20 protein-coding genes are annotated in these 18537 nt (G+C 61.8%); 4 read left to right on the top strand and 16 right to left on the bottom strand.

Annotated elements, in window-relative coordinates:
* Window positions 1-13 precede the first annotated feature (13 nt).
* The 13 genes from flgK to V7787_RS13650 form a co-directional block, all read right to left on the bottom strand.
* Window positions 14-2056 (bottom strand): flagellar hook-associated protein FlgK, encoded by a 2043-nt coding sequence (gene flgK / locus V7787_RS13710; RefSeq protein ID WP_104886527.1) that lies wholly within the window; start codon window positions 2054-2056, stop codon window positions 14-16.
* A 12-nt stretch (window positions 2057-2068) separates the two neighbouring features.
* The gene (gene flgJ, locus V7787_RS13705; RefSeq protein WP_064491817.1) at window positions 2069-3223 is read right to left on the bottom strand and encodes a flagellar assembly peptidoglycan hydrolase FlgJ; all 1155 of its coding nucleotides are present in this window, start codon (window positions 3221-3223) and stop codon (window positions 2069-2071) included.
* Window positions 3224-3234: 11 nt separating this feature from the next.
* The gene (locus tag V7787_RS13700) at window positions 3235-4344 is read right to left on the bottom strand and encodes a flagellar basal body P-ring protein FlgI (protein WP_004575771.1); all 1110 of its coding nucleotides are present in this window, start codon (window positions 4342-4344) and stop codon (window positions 3235-3237) included.
* A gap of 12 nt (window positions 4345-4356) precedes the next feature.
* Window positions 4357-5052, bottom strand: coding sequence for a flagellar basal body L-ring protein FlgH (gene flgH / locus V7787_RS13695; RefSeq protein WP_003254461.1), 696 nt, complete (start codon window positions 5050-5052; stop codon window positions 4357-4359).
* A 36-nt stretch (window positions 5053-5088) separates the two neighbouring features.
* A complete protein-coding gene (flgG, locus tag V7787_RS13690) occupies window positions 5089-5874 on the bottom strand; it encodes a flagellar basal-body rod protein FlgG (RefSeq protein WP_003254462.1) in 786 nt (261 codons plus the stop codon).
* Window positions 5875-5921: 47 nt separating this feature from the next.
* A complete protein-coding gene (gene flgF, locus V7787_RS13685) occupies window positions 5922-6662 on the bottom strand; it encodes a flagellar basal-body rod protein FlgF (RefSeq protein WP_010955101.1) in 741 nt (246 codons plus the stop codon).
* A 160-nt stretch (window positions 6663-6822) separates the two neighbouring features.
* Window positions 6823-7014, bottom strand: a complete 192-nt coding sequence (locus tag V7787_RS13680; protein WP_003254464.1) for a hypothetical protein — start codon at window positions 7012-7014, stop codon at window positions 6823-6825.
* A 70-nt stretch (window positions 7015-7084) separates the two neighbouring features.
* On the bottom strand, window positions 7085-8407 hold the full coding sequence (gene flgE, locus V7787_RS13675; RefSeq protein ID WP_020189992.1) for a flagellar hook protein FlgE: 1323 nt from the start codon (window positions 8405-8407) through the stop codon (window positions 7085-7087).
* Window positions 8408-8435: 28 nt separating this feature from the next.
* Entirely contained in the window at window positions 8436-9137 is a 702-nt protein-coding gene (gene flgD, locus V7787_RS13670; RefSeq protein ID WP_003254468.1) for a flagellar hook assembly protein FlgD, read from the bottom strand.
* A gap of 12 nt (window positions 9138-9149) precedes the next feature.
* On the bottom strand, window positions 9150-9593 hold the full coding sequence (gene flgC / locus V7787_RS13665) for a flagellar basal body rod protein FlgC (RefSeq protein ID WP_003254469.1): 444 nt from the start codon (window positions 9591-9593) through the stop codon (window positions 9150-9152).
* A gap of 2 nt (window positions 9594-9595) precedes the next feature.
* Window positions 9596-10006: a flagellar basal body rod protein FlgB gene (gene flgB / locus V7787_RS13660; RefSeq protein ID WP_010955103.1), complete on the bottom strand. Its 411-nt coding sequence runs from the start codon at window positions 10004-10006 to the stop codon at window positions 9596-9598.
* 469 nt (window positions 10007-10475) lie between these two features.
* A complete protein-coding gene (gene cheR, locus V7787_RS13655; RefSeq protein WP_004575768.1) occupies window positions 10476-11303 on the bottom strand; it encodes a protein-glutamate O-methyltransferase CheR in 828 nt (275 codons plus the stop codon).
* A 52-nt stretch (window positions 11304-11355) separates the two neighbouring features.
* On the bottom strand, window positions 11356-12285 hold the full coding sequence (locus tag V7787_RS13650; protein ID WP_010955104.1) for a chemotaxis protein CheV: 930 nt from the start codon (window positions 12283-12285) through the stop codon (window positions 11356-11358).
* Window positions 12286-12362: 77 nt separating this feature from the next.
* Here V7787_RS13650 and flgA point away from each other — a divergent pair, with 77 nt between their 5' ends.
* The 4 genes from flgA (at window position 12363) to V7787_RS13630 (ending at window position 14934) form a co-directional block, all read left to right on the top strand.
* Complete coding sequence (gene flgA, locus V7787_RS13645) at window positions 12363-13115, top strand: flagellar basal body P-ring formation chaperone FlgA (protein WP_064493114.1); 753 nt, start codon at window positions 12363-12365, stop codon at window positions 13113-13115.
* 164 nt (window positions 13116-13279) lie between these two features.
* The gene (gene flgM / locus V7787_RS13640) at window positions 13280-13594 is read left to right on the top strand and encodes a flagellar biosynthesis anti-sigma factor FlgM (protein ID WP_003254479.1); all 315 of its coding nucleotides are present in this window, start codon (window positions 13280-13282) and stop codon (window positions 13592-13594) included.
* Between the two features lie 49 nt (window positions 13595-13643).
* Window positions 13644-14111: a flagella synthesis protein FlgN gene (locus V7787_RS13635; protein WP_010955106.1), complete on the top strand. Its 468-nt coding sequence runs from the start codon at window positions 13644-13646 to the stop codon at window positions 14109-14111.
* Between the two features lie 79 nt (window positions 14112-14190).
* Window positions 14191-14934, top strand: coding sequence for a flagellar brake protein (locus V7787_RS13630; protein ID WP_064493115.1), 744 nt, complete (start codon window positions 14191-14193; stop codon window positions 14932-14934).
* Between the two features lie 93 nt (window positions 14935-15027).
* On the opposite strand, the gene V7787_RS13625 is transcribed toward V7787_RS13630, so the two are convergent.
* The 3 genes from V7787_RS13625 to bkdR form a co-directional block, all read right to left on the bottom strand.
* A complete protein-coding gene (locus tag V7787_RS13625) occupies window positions 15028-16362 on the bottom strand; it encodes an MFS transporter (protein WP_010955108.1) in 1335 nt (444 codons plus the stop codon).
* A gap of 131 nt (window positions 16363-16493) precedes the next feature.
* Window positions 16494-17735, bottom strand: a complete 1242-nt coding sequence (locus V7787_RS13620; RefSeq protein WP_177410033.1) for a glutamine synthetase family protein — start codon at window positions 17733-17735, stop codon at window positions 16494-16496.
* A 228-nt stretch (window positions 17736-17963) separates the two neighbouring features.
* Window positions 17964-18449, bottom strand: a complete 486-nt coding sequence (gene bkdR, locus V7787_RS13615; protein ID WP_003254485.1) for a Bkd operon transcriptional regulator BkdR — start codon at window positions 18447-18449, stop codon at window positions 17964-17966.
* Between the last annotated feature and the right edge of the window lie 88 nt (window positions 18450-18537).

The following is an 18537-nucleotide window of genomic DNA, read 5'->3' as shown; positions in this document are numbered from 1 at the left end:
GGTCCGCTACTCCTTACAGGGCGTTGATCAGGGTGGAGAAGGTTTCTTGCGCCGCCTTGATGATCTGCGACGACGCTGTGTAGTAGTGCTGGAACTTCACCAGGCTGGCCGCTTCGTCATCGAGGTTGACGCCCGACACCGCGCTGCGGCTCTCGGTCGCAGACTTGAGCACTGCCTGGGTCGCCGTGGTGTCAATGGTGGCCTGGCTGGCCTTGGCCCCTACCCGCTCGACCAGCGAGGCGTAGGCCGAGGTGAAGCTGGTCCCGGTGCCAGAATTGGTGCCCACGGTCGACTTGGTCTGCAGGTCCAGCAGCGCGTTGGCATTGCGGTTGTCCGCCTTGCCGTCGGCATTGAACGACAGGGTAAAGCTGTCATTGGCCGCAGGGCTGCCACCGATTGTGGTCTCGACGGCAAAGGTACGCGGGTTACCGCTACCATCCAGAATCGGGTCGCCGGCCGCATCCAGCATCGGCACGGCGATGGACAACTTGTTGTCCTGCCCAGGCACCACGCTGCCGGTACCAATCTGGGTGCCCTTGGCATCGAACAGCTTGTAGCCCTGGGAGCCGCCACTGGCAGCATCGAACACCACGCGCACCGGCATCGAATCGCGAATCGACTGCTGGATCAGCGCGGTATCGGCACCGCCGTAGATGTCCAGCGACTCGCTCAGGGTCGGCTGGGTGATGGTGCCAGTACCGCTGTTGCCACTGCCCGAGGTCGCGCTGACAGGGCCGGCGAAGGCCAGCTTGTTGGCATCGGTCAAAGTCGTGGTAATGCTCCCGGCAGCTGCACGGGTGGGGATGACCTTGAAGCTGTCGCCGGCCGCCAGGCCGCCGCCTTTCAACGCCAGGCTGAAACCATCGATCACCGGTGCCGGGTCGGCATTCAGGTCGAAGCTGCCCATGTCGGTGCCGTCTGAGCGGCGCACACTGTACTGGTTGGCGCTGGTGAACTTCACCTCGTAGTCGTAGGTGGTCAGCGCACCGCTGTTGGCGATGGTGACATCCAGATTGCCGGAGCCTGCACCGTTGTTCGACGAGGCCAGGCTGCGCTGGGCAATGGCGGTGGCGCTGTTGATGCTGGAGAACAGCGAGCTGCCGAACTGGCCGTTGGCATCCAGGCCCTGCCCCAGCTGGCTATTGATGCTGTCGGCGACGACCAGGGCAACGCGACCAAGCTCGTTCATCGACGGCGTCAGCACGTCCTGGCGATAACGCAACAGGCCGCCAATGGCGCCACCGGACACCACCGAGGTCACGTCCGAGCTGAACGAGTCATAGTTGATGCGCAGGGCAACCTGGCTCTTGTCGGCCACACCCGGCTCCACCGACAAGGTGTTGGCCTTGGTTCCGGTGACCAGCGATTGGCCACTGCCCAGGTACACGTCGTAGTTGCCATCACGCTCCTGTACCGTCACCCCTACCAGCTCGTTGAGCTGGCGCACGGCTTCGCTGCGCGCATCCAGCAGGCTGTTAGGGCTGTTGCCGGAGGCGCTGGCGGCGGTGATCTGCTTGTTGTACTCGGCAATGTTGGCGGTGAGCTTGTTCACCTGGCCGGCCATGGTGTCGAGCTGGGAGTTGATCGTGGCGTTCTGCTGGGTCAGCTGGGTGCTCACCGCGTTGAAACGGTTGCTCAGGGTTTGCGCCTGGGTCAGCAGCAGCTGACGCGAGGCAACGTCACCCGGTTTCGCCGCTGCAGTCTGCAGCGCCGAAAAGAAGGCGGTAAGGACCGAACTGATACCGGTGTCACGGTCGGCCAGCAGCTTGTCGACGCTGGTGATCTGATCCTGGAACGTCAGCGAGTCTGCCTGCAACGAGGTGGCCGTCTGCAACTGGTTGTCCAGGTAGGAGCTGTAGATGCGACGCACATCCGCCAGCGTGGTCCCGGTACCCAGGAACCCTGCGCCTATGTTGTGCGAAGGCCCCGCCGCCTGAACCGTCTGCTGGCGCGAGTAGCCACTGGTCGCGGCGTTGGCGATGTTGTTACTGGTTACCGACAAGGCCGCCTGGCTGGCACTCAGGCCACTCAGGCCGATGGAAATCAGGCTCGACATGATTTAGTCCTTTTATAAGTTCGTGGTTCTGCCAGCCATGGCGTATTGCGGGGTTGACTGCATTTGCTGGGCGATGCTGATGATCTTCTTCGCATAGCCCGGGTCGGTCGCATAACCTGCTTTTTGCAGCTCTCTTGCAAACTGCTCAGGGTTATCGGCCGCATCCAGCGCACCTTGATAGCGAGCATTGCTCTGCAGCAAGGTAACGAGATCGTGGAAGCTGTCCTGGTAGGAGTCGTAGCTGCGGAACGCCGCGGTTTCCTTGACGAACTGGCCATCGCGGAATTCGCTGGTGATCGCCCGCGCCTGCTCGCCTTGCCAGTTGCCGGTGGCTTTGATGCCGAACAGGTTGTGGCTGCTGCTGCCGTCGCTGTTGCGCATCACCGACTTGCCCCAACCGGTTTCCAGCGCGGCCTGGGCCACCAGGTAGCGCGGGTCGACACCAATGCGCCTGGCGGCCTGCTCGGCCATTGGCAGCATGGTGGCGACGAAGGCGTCGCTGTCGGTGAAAGCCTTGTTCGGTGCCAGCGGTGGCTGGGCCACGGCACGGCCGACAATGCGCAGGCCGTTGTCCGGCACGGCGAAGGCCTTGGCGACTGGCTGACCGTCACGGGCAGGCACGGCGGCGTTATTGGCAGTTTCCGCCGACGGCACGATACCGGCCAACAGGCGGTCGGTGAGTTTGCTGGGCAGGGCCAGGCGCCGCGCGTTGAGTGCAGCAACGTCATTTCGCGTAGTGGACGAGGCCATGGCATGCGCCGGCTCCGCCACCTTGTTGCCCCACAATGCCGGGCCACTGCTATCGACGCGCGGGAACGGGCTGGTATTGATCGACGCACTGCGGCCCTTGGTCAGCTGGCGCACCAGCACGTCCTGCAAGCCGATGCCGCCACCTTCGCGGGACATGCTCACGGCCAACTGCTGGTCGTACATGTCGCGGTACTGCTTGACCGTTTCGGTGTTCATCGGGTTGTCGTCGGCCAGCACGTCACTGGCCTTGCGCGAGGCCTTGAGCATTTCGCTGATGAACAGCGACTCGAATTCCTGGGCCACCTTGCGCACATTGGCTTCGCTGTCGCGGTCGCCGTGCTTGAGGGCACTCAGGCGGTTGAGGTCGGTATAGGCGCCGCTGTCGGCACTACCGGATACCTGGCTTTTGATATTCATCCGCGCCGTCCTCAGATCACGATCAGGTCGGCCTGCAAGGCGCCGGCCTGCTTCAAGGCTTCGAGGATCGCCATCAGGTCGCCGGGCGCTGCGCCCACCTGGTTCACCGCGCGGACGATTTCATCCAGCGTGGTGCCCGGGCCGAACTTGAACATCGGCTTGGCTTCCTGCTCGGCATTGACCCGCGAGCGTGGCACCACGGCAGTCTGACCATTGGAGAAGGCCCCCGGCTGGCTGACGATCGGGTCTTCGGTGATGGTCACGGTCAGGCTGCCGTGGGTAACCGCCGCCGGCGACACCTTGACGTTCTGGCCGATGACGATGGTGCCGGTACGCGAGTTGATGATGACCTTGGCCACCGCCTGGCCCGGGTCGATTTCGAGGTTTTCGAGGATCGACAGATAATCCACGCGCTGGCTTGGGTCCATCGGCGCGCTGACCCGTACCGAACCACCATCCACGGCCTGGGCCACGCCAGGGCCGAGCAGGTCGTTGACCTTGTCCACGATGCGCTTGGCGGTCGTGAAGTCGGGACGATTGAGGTTCAGGGTCAGGGTATTGCCCTGGTTGAAGCCGCTCGGCACCGCACGCTCGACACTGGCACCACCCGGGATACGGCCAGCCGACGGCACGTTGACAGTGATCTTGGAGCCGTCACGGCCCTCGGCGTCAAAGCCACCCACGACCAGGTTGCCCTGGGCAATGGCATAGACATTGCCGTCTATACCCTTGAGCGGGGTCATCAACAGGCTGCCGCCGCGCAGGCTCTTCGAGTTACCGATCGACGACACGGTGATGTCCACCACCTGGCCCGGCTTGGCGAACGGTGGCAGGTCGGCGTGCACCGACACTGCGGCAACGTTCTTCAGCTGCACGTTGCCGGAACCGGCCGGCACCTTGATGCCGAATTGCGACAGCATGTTGTTGAAGGTTTGCAGGGTGAACGGCGTCTGGGTGGTCTGGTCACCCGTGCCATTGAGGCCCACCACCAGGCCGTAACCAATCAACTGGTTGGAACGTACGCCAGAGATGCTGGCAATGTCCTTCAGGCGCTCGGCCTGGGCAGCGAAGGCGCAGGACAAAAGCAGGGTTGTGGCAATCAGCTGCCTCACGTTGAACATGGTCATCCGTACTCAGAAAGGCCAAAGCGGGCTGATGAAGAAGCGGTCCAGCCACCCGGGCTGGCTGGCATCGGCGAACGAACCGGTACCGGAGTAGGTGATGCGCGCGTCGGCCACACGGGTGGACGGCACGGTGTTGTCGGTGGCGATATCGTCAGCGCGAACCATGCCGGCAATGCGCACCAGCTCTTCGCCGGTGTTCAGGGTCAGCCACTTCTCGCCGCGCACGGCGATGATGCCGTTGGGCAGCACTTCGGCCACGGTGACGGTGATCGAACCGGTCAGCGTGTTGCCCTGGGTGGCCTTGCTGTCGCCCTTGGTCGCGCGATCGCCGCTATAACCGGCCTCCAGCGAAAGGTCGCCACCACCGAACGGATTATTGGTGTTGGGCGTGCTACCAAACAGCGAAGTCAGGCCGATGTCGGTCTTGCTGGTCTTGGCGATCTGCGAGCCCGCGTTCTTGCTGGCGGACGTGCGCTCATTGAGCGTGATGGTGATGATGTCACCCACCCGGAACGCCTTGCGGTCGCTGTACAGGTTCTGCTCGAAACCGGCCTGGTAGATTGAACCGTTGTTGGCCGCTGCCGGCAACGGGGTGCGCGGCAACACCGGCGCATAGTACGGGTCGTTGGGCTTGGGCGTCGGTGCGACGCAACCTGCCAGCAACACCGCCCCCCCCAGGGCGAAAACGGACAACAGACGATTCATGACACTTACCTCACGGGCGCAGCTGAGTGACAGGGCTTAGAGCTGTTGAGTAACGAACGACAGCATCTGGTCGGCCGTGGAAATGACTTTGGAGTTCATCTCGTAGGCACGCTGAGTGGTGATCATGTTCACCAGCTCTTCCACGGTACTGACGTTGGAGTTCTCCAGCGTCTGCTGCAAGGTGGTGCCAAAACCGTTCAGGCCTGGGGTGCCGACCTGCGGTGCACCACTGGCGGCGGTCTCGAGGAACAGGTTGTCGCCGATCGCCTGCAGGCCGGCCGGATTGATGAAGTCGGCGGTCTGGATGTTGCCGATCACCTGTGCAGCCGGGTTGCCGGCGGTGGTGATCGACACGGTGCCGTCCTGGCCAACGGTGAAGGTCTGGGCGTCGTTAGGCACGACAATGGCAGGTTCCAGGGCGTAGCCGTTGGCGGTGACGATCTGGCCATCGGAGTTCAGGTGGAAGGTGCCGTCACGGGTGTACGACACGGTGCCGTCCGGCTGCAGGACCTGGAAGAAACCGCGGCCGTTGACTGCCATGTCCAACGGGTTTTCGGTGGTTTGCAGGCTGCCGGCGACGAAGCTTTTCTGGGTGCCCACAATACGCACACCGGTACCGACCTGCAGGCCCGAGGGCAGCTCGCTGTCCTGGGTCGACTGGGCACCAGGCTGGCGCTTGATCTGGTAGAGCAGGTCTGCGAATTCGGCGCGATCACGCTTGAAGCCGGTGGTCGAGACGTTGGCCAGGTTGTTGGAAATGACCGTCAGGTTGGTGTCCTGAGCGGACAGGCCGGTTTTAGCGACCCAAAGAGCCGGAAGCATGTGAGTTCTCCTCGTGCGCCTGTTTTACGGCACCCGTTCAAAAGTGATTAGCCGATTTGCAAAACCCGAGCCATGGCTTCGTCGCCTTCCTTGGCCGTATTCATCATCTTGACGTGCAGTTCGAACTGGCGGGACAGCGCCAGCACCGAGGTCATTTCCTCGACAGCGTTGACATTGCTGCCTTCCAGGAAGCCAGCCACCACCCGCACGTTGACGTCGGCATCGGCCGGCTGGCCGGAAGTGGTGTGGATCAGACCGTCCAGGCCCTTCGTCAGGCCTTTGGTGTCCGGGTTGACCAGCTTGATGCGGTCGACCTCGGCCATCACCCGCGGGTCTTCACCCATGGAGCGGATGCTGATGGTGCCGTCGGCACCCACTTCCACTTTCTGCTCCGGCGGGATGGCGATCGGGCCACCGTTGCCGATCACCGGCATGCCATTGCCGGCACGCAGGACACCGAGGGCATCGATGTTCAGGCTACCGGTACGCACATAGGCTTCGCTGCCGTCCGGCGCCTGCACGGCGATAAAGCCTTTGCCGGTCACCGCCACGTCAAGGTCGCGGCCAGTTTCGACCAACGGGCCTTCACTGAAGTCGGTGGCCGGGCGCTCGGTCATGGCGAATGCACGCGCCGGAAAGCTGTCACCGAACACCGGCATCGAGCGGGCCTGCTCCAGGTCGCGCTGAAAACCGTTGGTGGAAATGTTCGCCAGGTTGTTGGCGTGGGCCTTCTGCGCCAGCGCGTTCTGGCTGGCGCCGGTCATGGCCACATAAAGCAACTTGTCCACAGTTTCTCCTCTGCGCGTAGCTGCCGCGCTGTCACTGGGCAGGTTCCAAGCAATAATTGAACCAAGTCTGAAACACCCGGTTTACGGGGCTTTCAGCGCGGCAAGGGGCAATAACCGTCAGTTTGTCGGCGGATGTTTGCCGCCTGCGGCAAGGGCTTGCTCAATGGGCGCGGCAGGCGGCGTTGTTGTAGGGGCCAGAGTGGCGCACCCAGCCTTTGCCCGGGTTGTGGGCCGAACACAGGTAGCGGCCGGTGACCAGGCTTTGCCATTGATAGAACGGGGCGGGGGCAGCGGGGGCCGGCAGAACCAGCACCAGCAGGGGGAACAAGGCCAGTAACGACAGCCGCTTCATTCGCATGAACCTTCACATTCTTGGGGCCGCTTTGCGGCCCCAATTACAAACACCACAGCAAAAACAATCATCAGGTCATCTGAATGATGGTCTGCATGATGGTGCTTTCAGTGGAAATGGTCTTGGCATTGGCCTGGTAGTTGCTCTGCGCCTTGATCAGGTTGACCAGCTCGCCGGTCAGGTCGACGTTGGAGTCCTCCAGGGCACCACCGGAAATCTGGCCGAGGGTACCGGTGTCCGGAGCGCCGATCACCGGCACGCCCGAGGCATAGGACTCTTTCCAGTTGGTACCGCCAATCGGCGTCAGGCCCTGCAGGTTGGCGAAGTTGGCAATTGCCACCTGGCCGATCACCTTGTCCTTGCCGTTGGTGAAGCTGGCAAACAGGTAGCCGTTCTGGTCGATGCTCAGCCCAGACAGCTCACCGGTGGCGAAGCCATCCTGGGTTTTGGCGATTTCTGCGGACGACGCGTTGTATTGGGTGGCACCCAGCATGTCCAGCTTCACACCGTCCGCGTTGGCGATGGCGCCATTGGCCGACCACTCTCCAGCGGCGTTTTTCTGCGCCGGGATCCAGTCGTTGAGCTGGAAGATCTTGTCTTCGCCAATGCTCAGGCCGCCCGCGACGTCACCCGCAGTCATTGCATCCTTGTCCAGCGTACCATCGGACTTGAACGGCACGGCGTTGACCAGCGGCGTGGTGGAAGCCGGATTGGCCGGGTTGCGGCCATCGATAGTGGTGTGCATGGACCAGGTATTGGTCGCGTCGTCCTTGATGAAGTACTGGTTCATCTGGTGTTCATTACCCTGGCTGTCGAACACCGGGGTATTGAACGTGAAGTTGTAGGAGCTGGCATTGGTGGGATCGAAGGGCGTCACCGACGGGGAGGTCGCGGCCGAGTTCAGGTTGATCTTCTCTGTGATGAGGCCGGTCGGCTTCGGCGTCAGGTTGGAAGTATCGATCTGCAGGTCAGTCAGGATACCCTGGATGATCTTGCCGTCCTCGCCGACCGCATAACCCTGCAGGTTGGCACCCGAAGCATTCACCACATAACCGGCCTTGTCGCTGTAGAAAGCGCCCGCACGGGTGTAGATCTTCGAGCCGTTGTCGTTCAGGGCAAAGAAGCCGTTGCCATCGATAGCCATGTCCAGCGCCTGGCCGGTGGCGTTGATATTGCCTGGCGTGAACAGCTGCGAAACCGCGGCAGTCTTTACCCCGGTGCCGATCACGGTCTTGCCCGCGCTGGTGCCGCGGATAGAGTTGGAGTACTGGTCGGCGAACTCGGCACGCGACGACTTGAAGCCGGTGGTGGCAACGTTGGCAATGTTGTTGCCGGTAACGTTCAGGGCCTTGTTTGCTGCATAGAGGCCGCTAAGGCCGATATTGAAAGACATGTGTAACTCCTGTCGTTTTGCTCAGGCCCTAGATGCCGATGCTTTGGATTTTGGAAAGCGCAACACTGCCCAGCCCGGCCAGGTTGAGCGTCATCTCCGAACCGTTGCTACCCATGGTCACACTGGTAACCGAGGCCGGCAGGTTGGTGGTCATGGCCGTGGCCTTGCCATCGATCGAGGCGGTGGCCTTGAAGGTGTAGGTCCCGGCGGCCGCGACTTCACCGTCATCGTTCAGGCCATCCCAGGTAAAGTCGATGCTGCCAGACTTCTGGGTACCGAGTTCGATGGTGCGCACCAGTTTGTCGTCCTTGTCGTAGATCCCCACCGAGGTGGAGGTACTGGACGACGTCAGGTTGACCGAGCCCTTCATGTCCTTGCTGGTATCGACCACAGCCTTGTCGGTCTGGACAATGACATTGCGCCCGACCAGCGAGGAGGCCTGCAAGGCCTGGGAAGATTGCAGCCCAGCCGCGATGTAGGTCACTGCGTCGTTCAGCGACTGCATGCTTTCCAGGCTGCTGAACTGCGCCAACTGGGCCACGAACTCGCCGTTTTCCTGCGGGTCGAGCGGGTTCTGGTTCTGCATCTGGGTGACCAGCAACTGCAGGAACGCGTCCTTGCCCAGCGCACTGCCGGCGGCGCCGGTAGAACTGTCAGTCTTGGACGTCTGCTTCTGCAGCGAGGTCAGGTATGCGCTGCCGACGTCTGTAGTGGAATTGGTGGTGGTCATGTCGGCTTCCTATCACTGCCCCAGGGTCAGCACTTTCTGCATCATGTTCTTGGCCGTGTTCATCAGTTCAGCGTTGGTCTGAAACGCGCGGCTGGCGGAGATCATGTCAGCCATCTCCTCGACCACATTGACGTTCGGGTAGTAGACGTAGCCGTCCTTGTTCGCCGCCGGGTGGTTCGGCTCGTAGCGTGCTTCAAGGGTACTCTGGTCTTCGACGATGCCTTTTACCTGCACGCCCTGCCCTGCCTCGCCCTGGTCTTCGAACAGCGACTGGCTGCTGCCGGCCTGCGCATTCTGGAAGGTGGTGGCGAACACCGGGTGGCGGGCGCGGTACGTCTGGTCGATGCTCGAAGACACGGTCTCGGCGTTGGCGATGTTGGACGCCACGGTGTTCAGACGCGTGTTCTGTGCGCTCATGCCGCTACCGGCAATGTTGAAGACACTGGAAAGGGACATGGTCATTCTCCCCGCAGGGCGGAAACCAGCCCTTTGAATTTACTGTTGAGCAAGGTGAAGCTGGCCTGGAAGCCAATCGCGTTTTCCGTGTAGTTCGATTGCTCGATCTGCGCATCCACGGTGTTCTGGTCGATCGACGGCTGCAGCGGCGTGCGGTACTTGAGGGTTTCATCGGCCATGGCCAGGCCCTCAGCTTCGATGTGCCGGCTGTTGGTCCGGTCAAGGTTGAAGCGGCCGCCGCTCTGCTGCTTGTCGCTTTCGGCTGCGAGCACCGAGGCGAAGTCCATGTCACGGGCCTTGTAGTTGGGCGTGTCGGCGTTGGCGATGTTGTTGGCCAGCACTTCAGCGCGCTGGGCGCGGAAGCCCAGTGCCTTTTCGTGAATACCAAGCGCCTTGTCGAAGCTGATGCTCATGTCAGGGAAACCTTCAGAGGTTGACCGGAATTTCGTTGAGCAAGGTATAGCAAGGGCTGTGCCAACCACTGAAAAGCCCGTGTTTATGGGGTTTTGCGGCGCAGTACTGTCAGATTGATGCCAGAAAAGCGGCAAAGGCCTTCCGCCTGAGGTGACAAAAGCGGCAATTGATGGGCGGCAAAAGCGGCAAAACAAAAAATTGACGTCAGTGTTTTCCTGGGCGGACCTCTTCGCGGGTAAACCCGCTCCTACGGCGGTCTGTGTCCAACCTCCGATGTATGTCCACCACCAATCTGCGTAGGAGCGGGTTTACCCGCGAATACGGTAGCGGCGGCAACGGTGAACGGCGGGTGGTAAATGGCCAGCAGGGCCGGCCTCTTCGCGGGTAAACCCGCTCCTACGGGGAGCTCGGCAGGAACAGCGGATAGGCAAACAAAAGGCCGGCATCTCTCGATACCGGCCTTCGTGCTTACTTGGCCTGGTAGATGATCCCCGGGCTGCACTGCACCATCTGGTAATGGTCCGGCAAGCCGTTCAGCGCTTCCGAGGCGCCGAGGAACAGGTAGCCACCGGGCTTGAGGGTACTGTGAATGCGCAGCAGGATGTCCTTCTTCACCTGCGCCGAGAAATAGATCAGCACATTGCGACAAAACACGATGTCGAACTTGCCCAGACTGGCATAACTGTCGAGCAGGTTGAACGAGCGGAACTCGACACGGCTGCGAATCGCCGGCTTGACCGCCCAACGCCCCGGCCCCTTGGGGTCGAAATAGCGCTGCAGGCGTTCCTGGGACAGGCCGCGGGCAATCGCCAGGCTGTCGTATTCGCCGGTCTTGCAGTTGGTCAGCATGGTGCCGGAGAGATCGGTGGCGACGATCTGCGCCCCCATCTTCAACTGGCCGAGGTTGCTGCGCTCGAACTCGTCGATCGCCATTGAAATGGAATACGGCTCCTGCCCCGACGAACAGGCCGCCGACCACATGCGCAGGCGCTGGCCGGGGTTGTTGCGGATGAACTCGGGGATCACCTTGTTCTTCAACACCTCGAACGGGTAGGTGTCGCGAAACCACAGGGTCTCGTTGGTGGTCATGGCATCGACCACCTGCTCGCGCAAACCGCCGCGCGGCTGGGCCTGGATGCGCTGCACCAGCTCACCCAGGCTCTTGATGCCCTGTTGTTCCATCAGCTTGTTGAGACGGCTGGAAACCAGGTACTGCTTATTCTCGCCCAGCAGGATGCCACAGGCTTTCTCCAGGAAGACCCGGAACTGTTCGAAATCCAAATTACCCGTAGACACTACTGCCGCCTCTTTTCAATCACTGGTGCCGGAGGGCATGCCCCCGGCTGCTTCAATGCGCTGCCTTGATCCGGTCGACCACCCGCTGGGCCAGGTCGTCCGGCTTGAACTTGGCCAGGAAGTCATCGGCGCCGACCTTCTTGACCATTGCCTGGTTGAACACCCCGGAAAGCGAAGTATGCAGGCAGATGTGCAATTTTTGCATGCGTGGATCGCTGCGAATCTCCGCGGTTAGCGTATATCCGTCCATTTCCGGCATTTCAATGTCCGAGATCATCATCAGGAACTCTTCTTCCGGCTTTTTGCCCTCATCCACCAGCTGACGCAGGTAGTTCAGCGCCTGACGGCCATCATTGAGCGCCACCACCTCGACCCCAACGGTCTGCAGGCAACGGCTGACCTGCTTGCGCGCCACTGACGAGTCGTCGACGGTCAGCACCCGCATCAACACCGCCTTGTCCTGCACTTCGGCATCGATCACACCGGCCGATACCGACTCGGACGACGGCGACACTTCGGCCAGCACCTTCTCCACGTCGATGATCTCGACCATGCGGTTGTCCACCCGAGTGACCGCGGTCAGGTAGTGATCGCGGCCGGTACCCTTGGGTGGCGGATGGATCTCTTCCCAGTTCATGTTGACGATGCGCTCCACCGAATGCACCAGGAAGCCTTGGGTCTTGGTGTTGTACTCGGTGATGATCACGAAGCTGTTGCGTGTGTCTTCCTGCAACGGCCGCAACCCGGTGGCCATCGACAAGTCGAGGATCGGGATGGTCGCCCCGCGAATATTGGCAACGCCACGCACCACAGGGTGCGCCTTGGGCAGCAGGGTCAGCGCAGGGCATTGCAGTACTTCCCTGACCTTGAACACATTGATGCCGTAAAGCTGTTCGCCATTGAGGCGGAACAGCAGCAATTCCAGGCGATTCTGCCCCACCAGCTGCGTGCGCTGGTTGACCGAATCCATAACACCCGCCATGCCAGACTCCTTAACGTTTCAGCCTTTCGTTGCAACTCAGGTAGCGAGTCGGCACGGGCTTTGCTTTTTTGAGTGTCATGCACACGAAAACGACATTTTCCCGACGATTGACACGCCTGCTGACTGGCCCGCTGGCCATGCTGTGCCTGCTGATGCCCGGCGTTCGCACGGTGGCGAACGCGTTCACCTTGCCTGAACAGCTTATCGGTGTCACCCAAGGGTTTCTTGAATTCACCGTTGAAGATTATCTGTCCACCACCCAGACTGCCGGCCGCTATGAAATTCAGGTCAACCCGCTGGACCCACGCCTGCGCATGCCGTTGTGCAGCCAGCAGCTGGACGCCTCACTGGAAAGCCCGGCCCAGCCGCTGGGCCGGGTGACGGTACGGATACGCTGCAACGGCGCAGCACCGTGGACGGTATTCGTGCCGGCCACCGTGCGACTTTTCCGCGATGTGGTGGTGGTGACCCGCCCGCTCAAGCGCGACACCACGGTCGGCGAAGGTGACGTGGCCCTGCGCGAGCGCGATGTCGGCACCCTGGGCCAGGGCTTTCTGACCGAGCTGGACCAGGCGGTGGGCATGAAGATGCTGCGCCCCACGGTGATCGACCAGGTGCTCACCCCGCAACACCTGGAACAGGCCGAGGTGGTGCGCAAGGGTGACCAGGTGGTGATCATCGCCCGCAGTGGCAGCCTGAGTGTGCGCATGCCGGGCGAAGCCCTGAGCAAGGGCGGCCTGAGCGAGCAGATCCGGGTACGCAACCTCAATTCCAAACGCGTGGTCAAGGCCAGGGTGACCGGCCCGGGCCAGGTCGAGGTCAGTATGTAGGCTAGCCACCAGATTGCGCTGGCAGTGAGGAACCGCTTTTCCTAAACTGTGTCAGAACACGGGTTCGCGGGCTTGCCGACAGGCGGCAATGCATTTGTGCCTAAAGTTTATATCGGGTTGGCCGAAAACAAGGCAAGCGTCCAAATACCCAGAGGTTTCTGATCATGGTCATCGACTTCAGTCGTTTGAATAACTCTCCGTCCGTCACGGGCGGCGTGCGCGGCAACACCGCGTCCGGCAGCGCCGAAAAACCGGCAGCCAGCCAGGAAGCGGTGAAAGACACCAGCGCCAGCGGAGAGGCGGTACACCTCAGCCAAGAGGCACAGCAGTTGCAGAAGATCAGCGACAAGCTGCGCGACGAGCCCGTGGTCAACAGCGCCCGTGTGGCCCAGTTGAAGCAGGCGATCGCCGACGGCAGCTACCAGGTCGATGCCGGCCGGGTCGCCAGCAAACTGCTTGATTTCGAAGCCCAGCGCTGACCGTACGGCGCGCTGACTTCACGGACGCCAGAAAAGCCAAGAGTTAGCCATGCACGACACCACCTTGCTGCAACTGATCGAAGATGACATTGCCCCGATGCAGGAATTGCTCGACCTTCTGCACAAGGAAGCAATCGCCCTGCATGGCCGCGACATGCCGCTGCTGGAGCAAATCCTGGCGCGCAAGCAGTCGTTGATCATCTTGCTCGAGCAGCACGGCCAGCGCCGCAGCCAATTGCTCGGCAGCCTGGGCCTGAGTGCCGACCGCACCGGTGTGCAGGCTGTAGCTGCGCAGTCACCCCATGGTGATGTGATGCTGCAGCGGCTCGACATGTTGTCGCAACTGATGGACGACTGCCAGCAGGTCAACCAGACCAATGGCCGGATCATCCAGGTGCAGCAACACGTCACCAACAACCAGATCCGCATCCTTCAGGGCGGCGATTCGCCTTCGCTCTACGACAGCCGTGGCAGCACCTCGCCGCTGGCCAAGCCGCGCGCGCTCAGCCAAGTGTGATTTTTCTATCAAGGCACAGAACATAGTGGCAAAATGCCGTTACTTGCGTGTGTCGCTTTTGCCTGGAGAACAATAAGCTGTGTTCAATGAATCCGATGCCCCGCAACCACCCAAGGTGTTGAGCACCCCCTTGGAGATTGCGGCCAACTTGCGGCAGCTGCAGGAAAGCCACGACCCCCTGATCATCACCTTCCATGACCGCAGCCAGCGCTTCCAGAGCTATGTGGTGCACGTGGACCGCGAAAGCAACACCCTGGCACTGGATGAGATGATCCCCCGTGACGGCGAGAAATTCATCGAGAACGGCGAGCACTTCCGTGTCGAAGGCTTCCACGATGGTGTACGCATCGCCTGGGAATGCGATCACGCGCTGAAAATCAGCGAAGTCGACGGCCACCGCTGCTACAGCGGCCCCCTGCCGCAAGAGGTGACCTACCACCAGCGCCGCAACGCCTTCCGCGCCGCGCTGAAGCTATCGCAGCTGGTCGACATCATCCTTGACGGTGCTCACCTCAAGGGCAACGGCGCCATGCGAGGCAAGCTGCTGGATATCTCGGCCACCGGCTGCAAACTGCGCTTCGAAGGCAATGTCGAAGACCGCTTGCAACTGGGCCAGGTGTATGAGCGCTTCAAGGCGGGCAACCCACTGGGCCTGGTGGACACCATGGTCGAGCTGCGTCATCTGCACTATGAAGAGCGCATCAACACCACCTTTGCCGGCGTGCGCTTCCACAACCTGAGCGGGCAGGCGCAGCGCAAGATCGAGAGTTTCGTGTACCAGCTGCAGCGTGAGGCGCGGCGGTTCGACAAGGACGATTATTGATCGTCGGTCGGTAAAACAGAAAACGCCACCTGCTGAGGTGGCGTTTTCATTTGTGTTTCTGCTGGGCTGGCCTCTTCGCGGGTAAACCCGCTCCTACACCGACTTGCTGACCTCTTCAGGCGCCTGTTGCTGCGCGCCCTTCTCTTCATCCTCGGTGTCTTCAGCCGCCACCGGCGCCTGCATCACGTCCTGCACCGTCTGCTCATCCACTCGCGGGTCCAGCGCCGCCGATAATGGCGAACCGGCCGCCGGCATCGCCACGTGGCCCAGCGGTGCGTCCTGCACCTGATGCAGGCCGGTAACCGCTTTCGGCCGAATGCGCCAGACCAGCACCAGGGCAAAGAACACGAAGAAGGCATACAGCATCTGCGCGCCCAGCACTTTCATCAGAACCCCTGCCGCCAGCGGGCCGACGCATGCACCCACACCGTAGGTCACCAACAGCATCGCCGTCAGCGATACCCGGCGCTCGCTTTCCACGTGGTCATTGGAAAAAGCAACCGCCAGCGGGTACAGGCAAAACTGCAGCAACGAGATCAGGAAGCCGATACCGAACAGCAACTCCAGCGGCACACTGGGCAGTATTGCCAATGGCGCAGCAGCCAGCGCCAGCCCCACTGCCACACTCCGAATCAGCACCGCCCGGTCATAACGGTCAGACAACCAGCCCAGCGGCCACTGCACCAGCAGGCCGGCAAAAATGCAGCTACCCATGAACAGACCGATCTGCTCGGTACTCATCCCCTGGCTTGACGCATACAAAGGCGCCAGACCGTAGAACGAGCCGACAATCAGCCCCGAGCCCAAAACCGTACTGAGCGACTGCGGCACGCGCTTGATGAAGAACTTCGGCTCCATCGGTGCCGGGCGCAAGGGCGCCGGGTGAATACGCCGGGTCATCGCCACGGGCACCAGGCACAGGGCAAAGCACATCGCCACCAGCATCAGCAGCTCAGGGCCGAGCTGCGGGTGCACCACCAGAATCAACTGGCCAAGCACCAGCCCCAGGTACGAGGCAATCATGTAGCCGCTGAACACCGCGCCCCGGTGCTTCACATCGGCCTGCTCATTGAGCCAGCTCTCGATGACCATGTATTGGCACATCATCCCCAGGCCGACGATCACGCGCAGCCCGACCCAGGCCGGCAGCCAGCTGGTCAGGCCATGGCCGAGCACCGCAGCGCCGACGATACCGGCACAGGTGGCATAGGCGCGTATGTGCCCTACCCGTCCGATCAGCCGGTGGCCAACCTTGCCGCCAACCGCCAGACCAAAGTAGTTGGCCGCCATCAACGCACCCACCCACAGGCTGTCGACGTGGTCGGCAGCCAGGCGCAGGGCCAGGTAGGTGCTGAGCAGGCCCGAGCCGATCAACATCATCAGCGCGGCGAAATACAACGACTGAAACGGCTTCCATACATTTCGCATACGTCCCGTGGAGCTCCCTGGTCAGGTGGCAGTTTTGGGTGCTAGCAGCATAAAGGCAAAACCCGCCTGGCGCAGGCCCCCGACAGCTATTTGGCACTGCGGGGGCGTGCCCGGTGCAGGTTGTGTCGCGCTCAGGCCTGTGCCGCCAGGACCCGGCGCTCCCACGGCGTGATCTCGTCGAAGAAATCGCTCAGCTCAAGGGTCTTGCTGGCAATGTAGCCTTCGATGAACTCGCTGCCGAACAGTTCCCGCGCCAGCGTACTGCGCTTGAGCCTTTCAAGGGCCGCGTGCAGCGTGCACGGCAGGCTCAGGTGCTCGGGCACTTCGAATTCGCCCTGGATGGCCGGCGATGGCTGCAAGCGCTGCTCGATGCCATGCAGCCCGGCGGCCAGGCTGGCAGCAATGGCCAGGTAGGGGTTGGCATCGGCGCCAGGCAGGCGGTTTTCCACCCGTCGCGCGACCGGCGCACTGGCCGGAATGCGCAAGCCAGCGGCGCGATTGTCCTCGGACCAGCACGCATTGTTCGGCGAGGCATAGGGGTGACACAGGCGCTGGTAGGAGTTGACGTTGGGTGCGAACAGGGCGGTGAAGTCGGCCATGCACGCCTGCAACCCGCCGATGAAATGGTGGAAGGTGTCTGTCGGCAGGCCCTGCTCGTCACTGAACACGTTACGCCCGCTGCCGGCCTCGACCAGGCTCTGGTGAATGTGCATGGAACTGCCGGGCGTACGCGCCAGCGGCTTGGCCATGCAGACCACGGTCAGCCCGTGCTTGAGCGCCACTTCCTTGAGCAGGTGCTTGAACAGGAAGGTCTGGTCGGCCAACAGCAGCGGGTCACCGTGCAGCAGGTTGATCTCGAACTGGCTGACACCCATTTCGTGCATGAAGGTGTCACGTGGCAGGCCGAGCGCGGCCATGCACTGGTACACCTCCTTGAAGAACGGGCGCAGGCCGTTGTTGGAACTGACACTGAACGCCGAATGGCCCAGCTCGCGGCGACCATCGCTGCCTACAGGCGGCAGGAACGGTTGCTGCGGGTCGGTGTTGGGGGCAAAGACGAAGAACTCCAGCTCGGTTGCCACTACCGGCGCCAGGCCCAGTGCCGCATAGCGGGCTATCACGGCCTTCAACTGGCCCCGGGTGGACAGTGCCGAGGGCCGGCCATCCAGCTCGTTGGCATCGCAGATGGCCAAGGCGCGGCCGTCATGGCTCCAGGGCAGACGGTGGACCTGACCGGGTTCGGCCACCAGTGCCAGGTCGCCGTCGTCACTGCCGTAGAATTTCGCTGGTGGATAACCGCCCATGATGCATTGCAGCAGCACGCCCCGGGCCATCTGCAGACGACGGCCTTCGAGGAAGCCTTCGGCGGTCATCACCTTGCCGCGCGGGACGCCGTTGAGGTCGGGGGTGACGCATTCGATTTCGTCGATGCCCTGGAGCTGAGCAGTGCTCATGACGCTTGTCCTTGTTGTTGTAGGCTGACAACAACATAGGCTGCGGGTGTTTAAAATATCAAGCAGCCTATTGGGTGGCTGTGCCGGCCTCTTCGCGGGTGAACCCGCACCTATAGGTGGATGCGATCCTTGTGCCGGCGCCGCCCCCTACTCCCGCAAGGTCATGCCATTGGCCGGCAACGGCAACGCCGTCTTGTAGCGCACCTGCTTCAGGGCAAAACTCGAACGAATATTGGCCACGCCCGGCAAGCGCGTCAGGTAATCGAGAAACCGCTCCAGCGCCTGGATGCTCGGCAGCAGCACCCGCAGCAGGTAATCCGGGTCGCCGGTCATCAGGTAGCACTCCATCACCTCAGGCCGCTCGGCGATCTCCTCTTCAAAGCGATGCAACGACTGCTCCACCTGTTTTTCCAGGCTGACATGGATAAACACATTCACATCCAGCCCCAGCACCTCAGGCGACAGCAAGGTCACCTGCTGGCGAATCACCCCCAGCTCTTCCATGGCCCGCACCCGGTTGAAACAAGGCGTGGGCGACAGGTTTACCGAGCGTGCCAGCTCGGCATTGGTGATGCGGGCGTTCTCTTGCAGGCTGTTGAGAATGCCGATATCGGTACGATCGAGTTTGCGCATAAGACAAAATCACCGGTTTTTTGTGTTTATGCGGAATGTTTATCTGCCCCGCTCAGCAAAGGCAATCAACTTGAGAGAAAAATTCTCC

It is taken from the genome of Pseudomonas sp. CGJS7, from assembly GCF_036961695.1.
Note: the sequence above shows the minus strand (reverse complement) of the source record. Positions and strands in the feature narration are given on the sequence as shown.

Excerpts from the sequence above, each read along its gene's own strand:
- flgK (WP_104886527.1), bottom strand. The coding sequence starts at position 2,056 with ATGTCGAGCCTGATTTCCATCGGCCTGAGTGGCCTGAGTGCCAGCCAG.
- flgJ (WP_064491817.1), bottom strand. The coding sequence starts at position 3,223 with ATGAATATCAAAAGCCAGGTATCCGGTAGTGCCGACAGCGGCGCCTAT.
- V7787_RS13700 (WP_004575771.1), bottom strand. The coding sequence starts at position 4,344 with ATGTTCAACGTGAGGCAGCTGATTGCCACAACCCTGCTTTTGTCCTGC.
- flgH (WP_003254461.1), bottom strand. The coding sequence starts at position 5,052 with ATGAATCGTCTGTTGTCCGTTTTCGCCCTGGGGGGGGCGGTGTTGCTG.
- flgG (WP_003254462.1), bottom strand. The coding sequence starts at position 5,874 with ATGCTTCCGGCTCTTTGGGTCGCTAAAACCGGCCTGTCCGCTCAGGAC.
- V7787_RS13680 (WP_003254464.1), bottom strand. The coding sequence starts at position 7,014 with ATGAAGCGGCTGTCGTTACTGGCCTTGTTCCCCCTGCTGGTGCTGGTT.
- flgE (WP_020189992.1), bottom strand. The coding sequence starts at position 8,407 with ATGTCTTTCAATATCGGCCTTAGCGGCCTCTATGCAGCAAACAAGGCC.
- flgD (WP_003254468.1), bottom strand. The coding sequence starts at position 9,137 with ATGACCACCACCAATTCCACTACAGACGTCGGCAGCGCATACCTGACC.
- flgC (WP_003254469.1), bottom strand. The coding sequence starts at position 9,593 with ATGTCCCTTTCCAGTGTCTTCAACATTGCCGGTAGCGGCATGAGCGCA.
- flgB (WP_010955103.1), bottom strand. The coding sequence starts at position 10,006 with ATGAGCATCAGCTTCGACAAGGCGCTTGGTATTCACGAAAAGGCACTG.
- V7787_RS13650 (WP_010955104.1), bottom strand. The coding sequence starts at position 12,285 with ATGGCGGGTGTTATGGATTCGGTCAACCAGCGCACGCAGCTGGTGGGG.
- flgA (WP_064493114.1), top strand. The coding sequence starts at position 12,363 with ATGCACACGAAAACGACATTTTCCCGACGATTGACACGCCTGCTGACT.
- flgM (WP_003254479.1), top strand. The coding sequence starts at position 13,280 with ATGGTCATCGACTTCAGTCGTTTGAATAACTCTCCGTCCGTCACGGGC.
- V7787_RS13635 (WP_010955106.1), top strand. The coding sequence starts at position 13,644 with ATGCACGACACCACCTTGCTGCAACTGATCGAAGATGACATTGCCCCG.
- V7787_RS13625 (WP_010955108.1), bottom strand. The coding sequence starts at position 16,362 with ATGCGAAATGTATGGAAGCCGTTTCAGTCGTTGTATTTCGCCGCGCTG.
- V7787_RS13620 (WP_177410033.1), bottom strand. The coding sequence starts at position 17,735 with ATGACCGCCGAAGGCTTCCTCGAAGGCCGTCGTCTGCAGATGGCCCGG.
- bkdR (WP_003254485.1), bottom strand. The coding sequence starts at position 18,449 with ATGCGCAAACTCGATCGTACCGATATCGGCATTCTCAACAGCCTGCAA.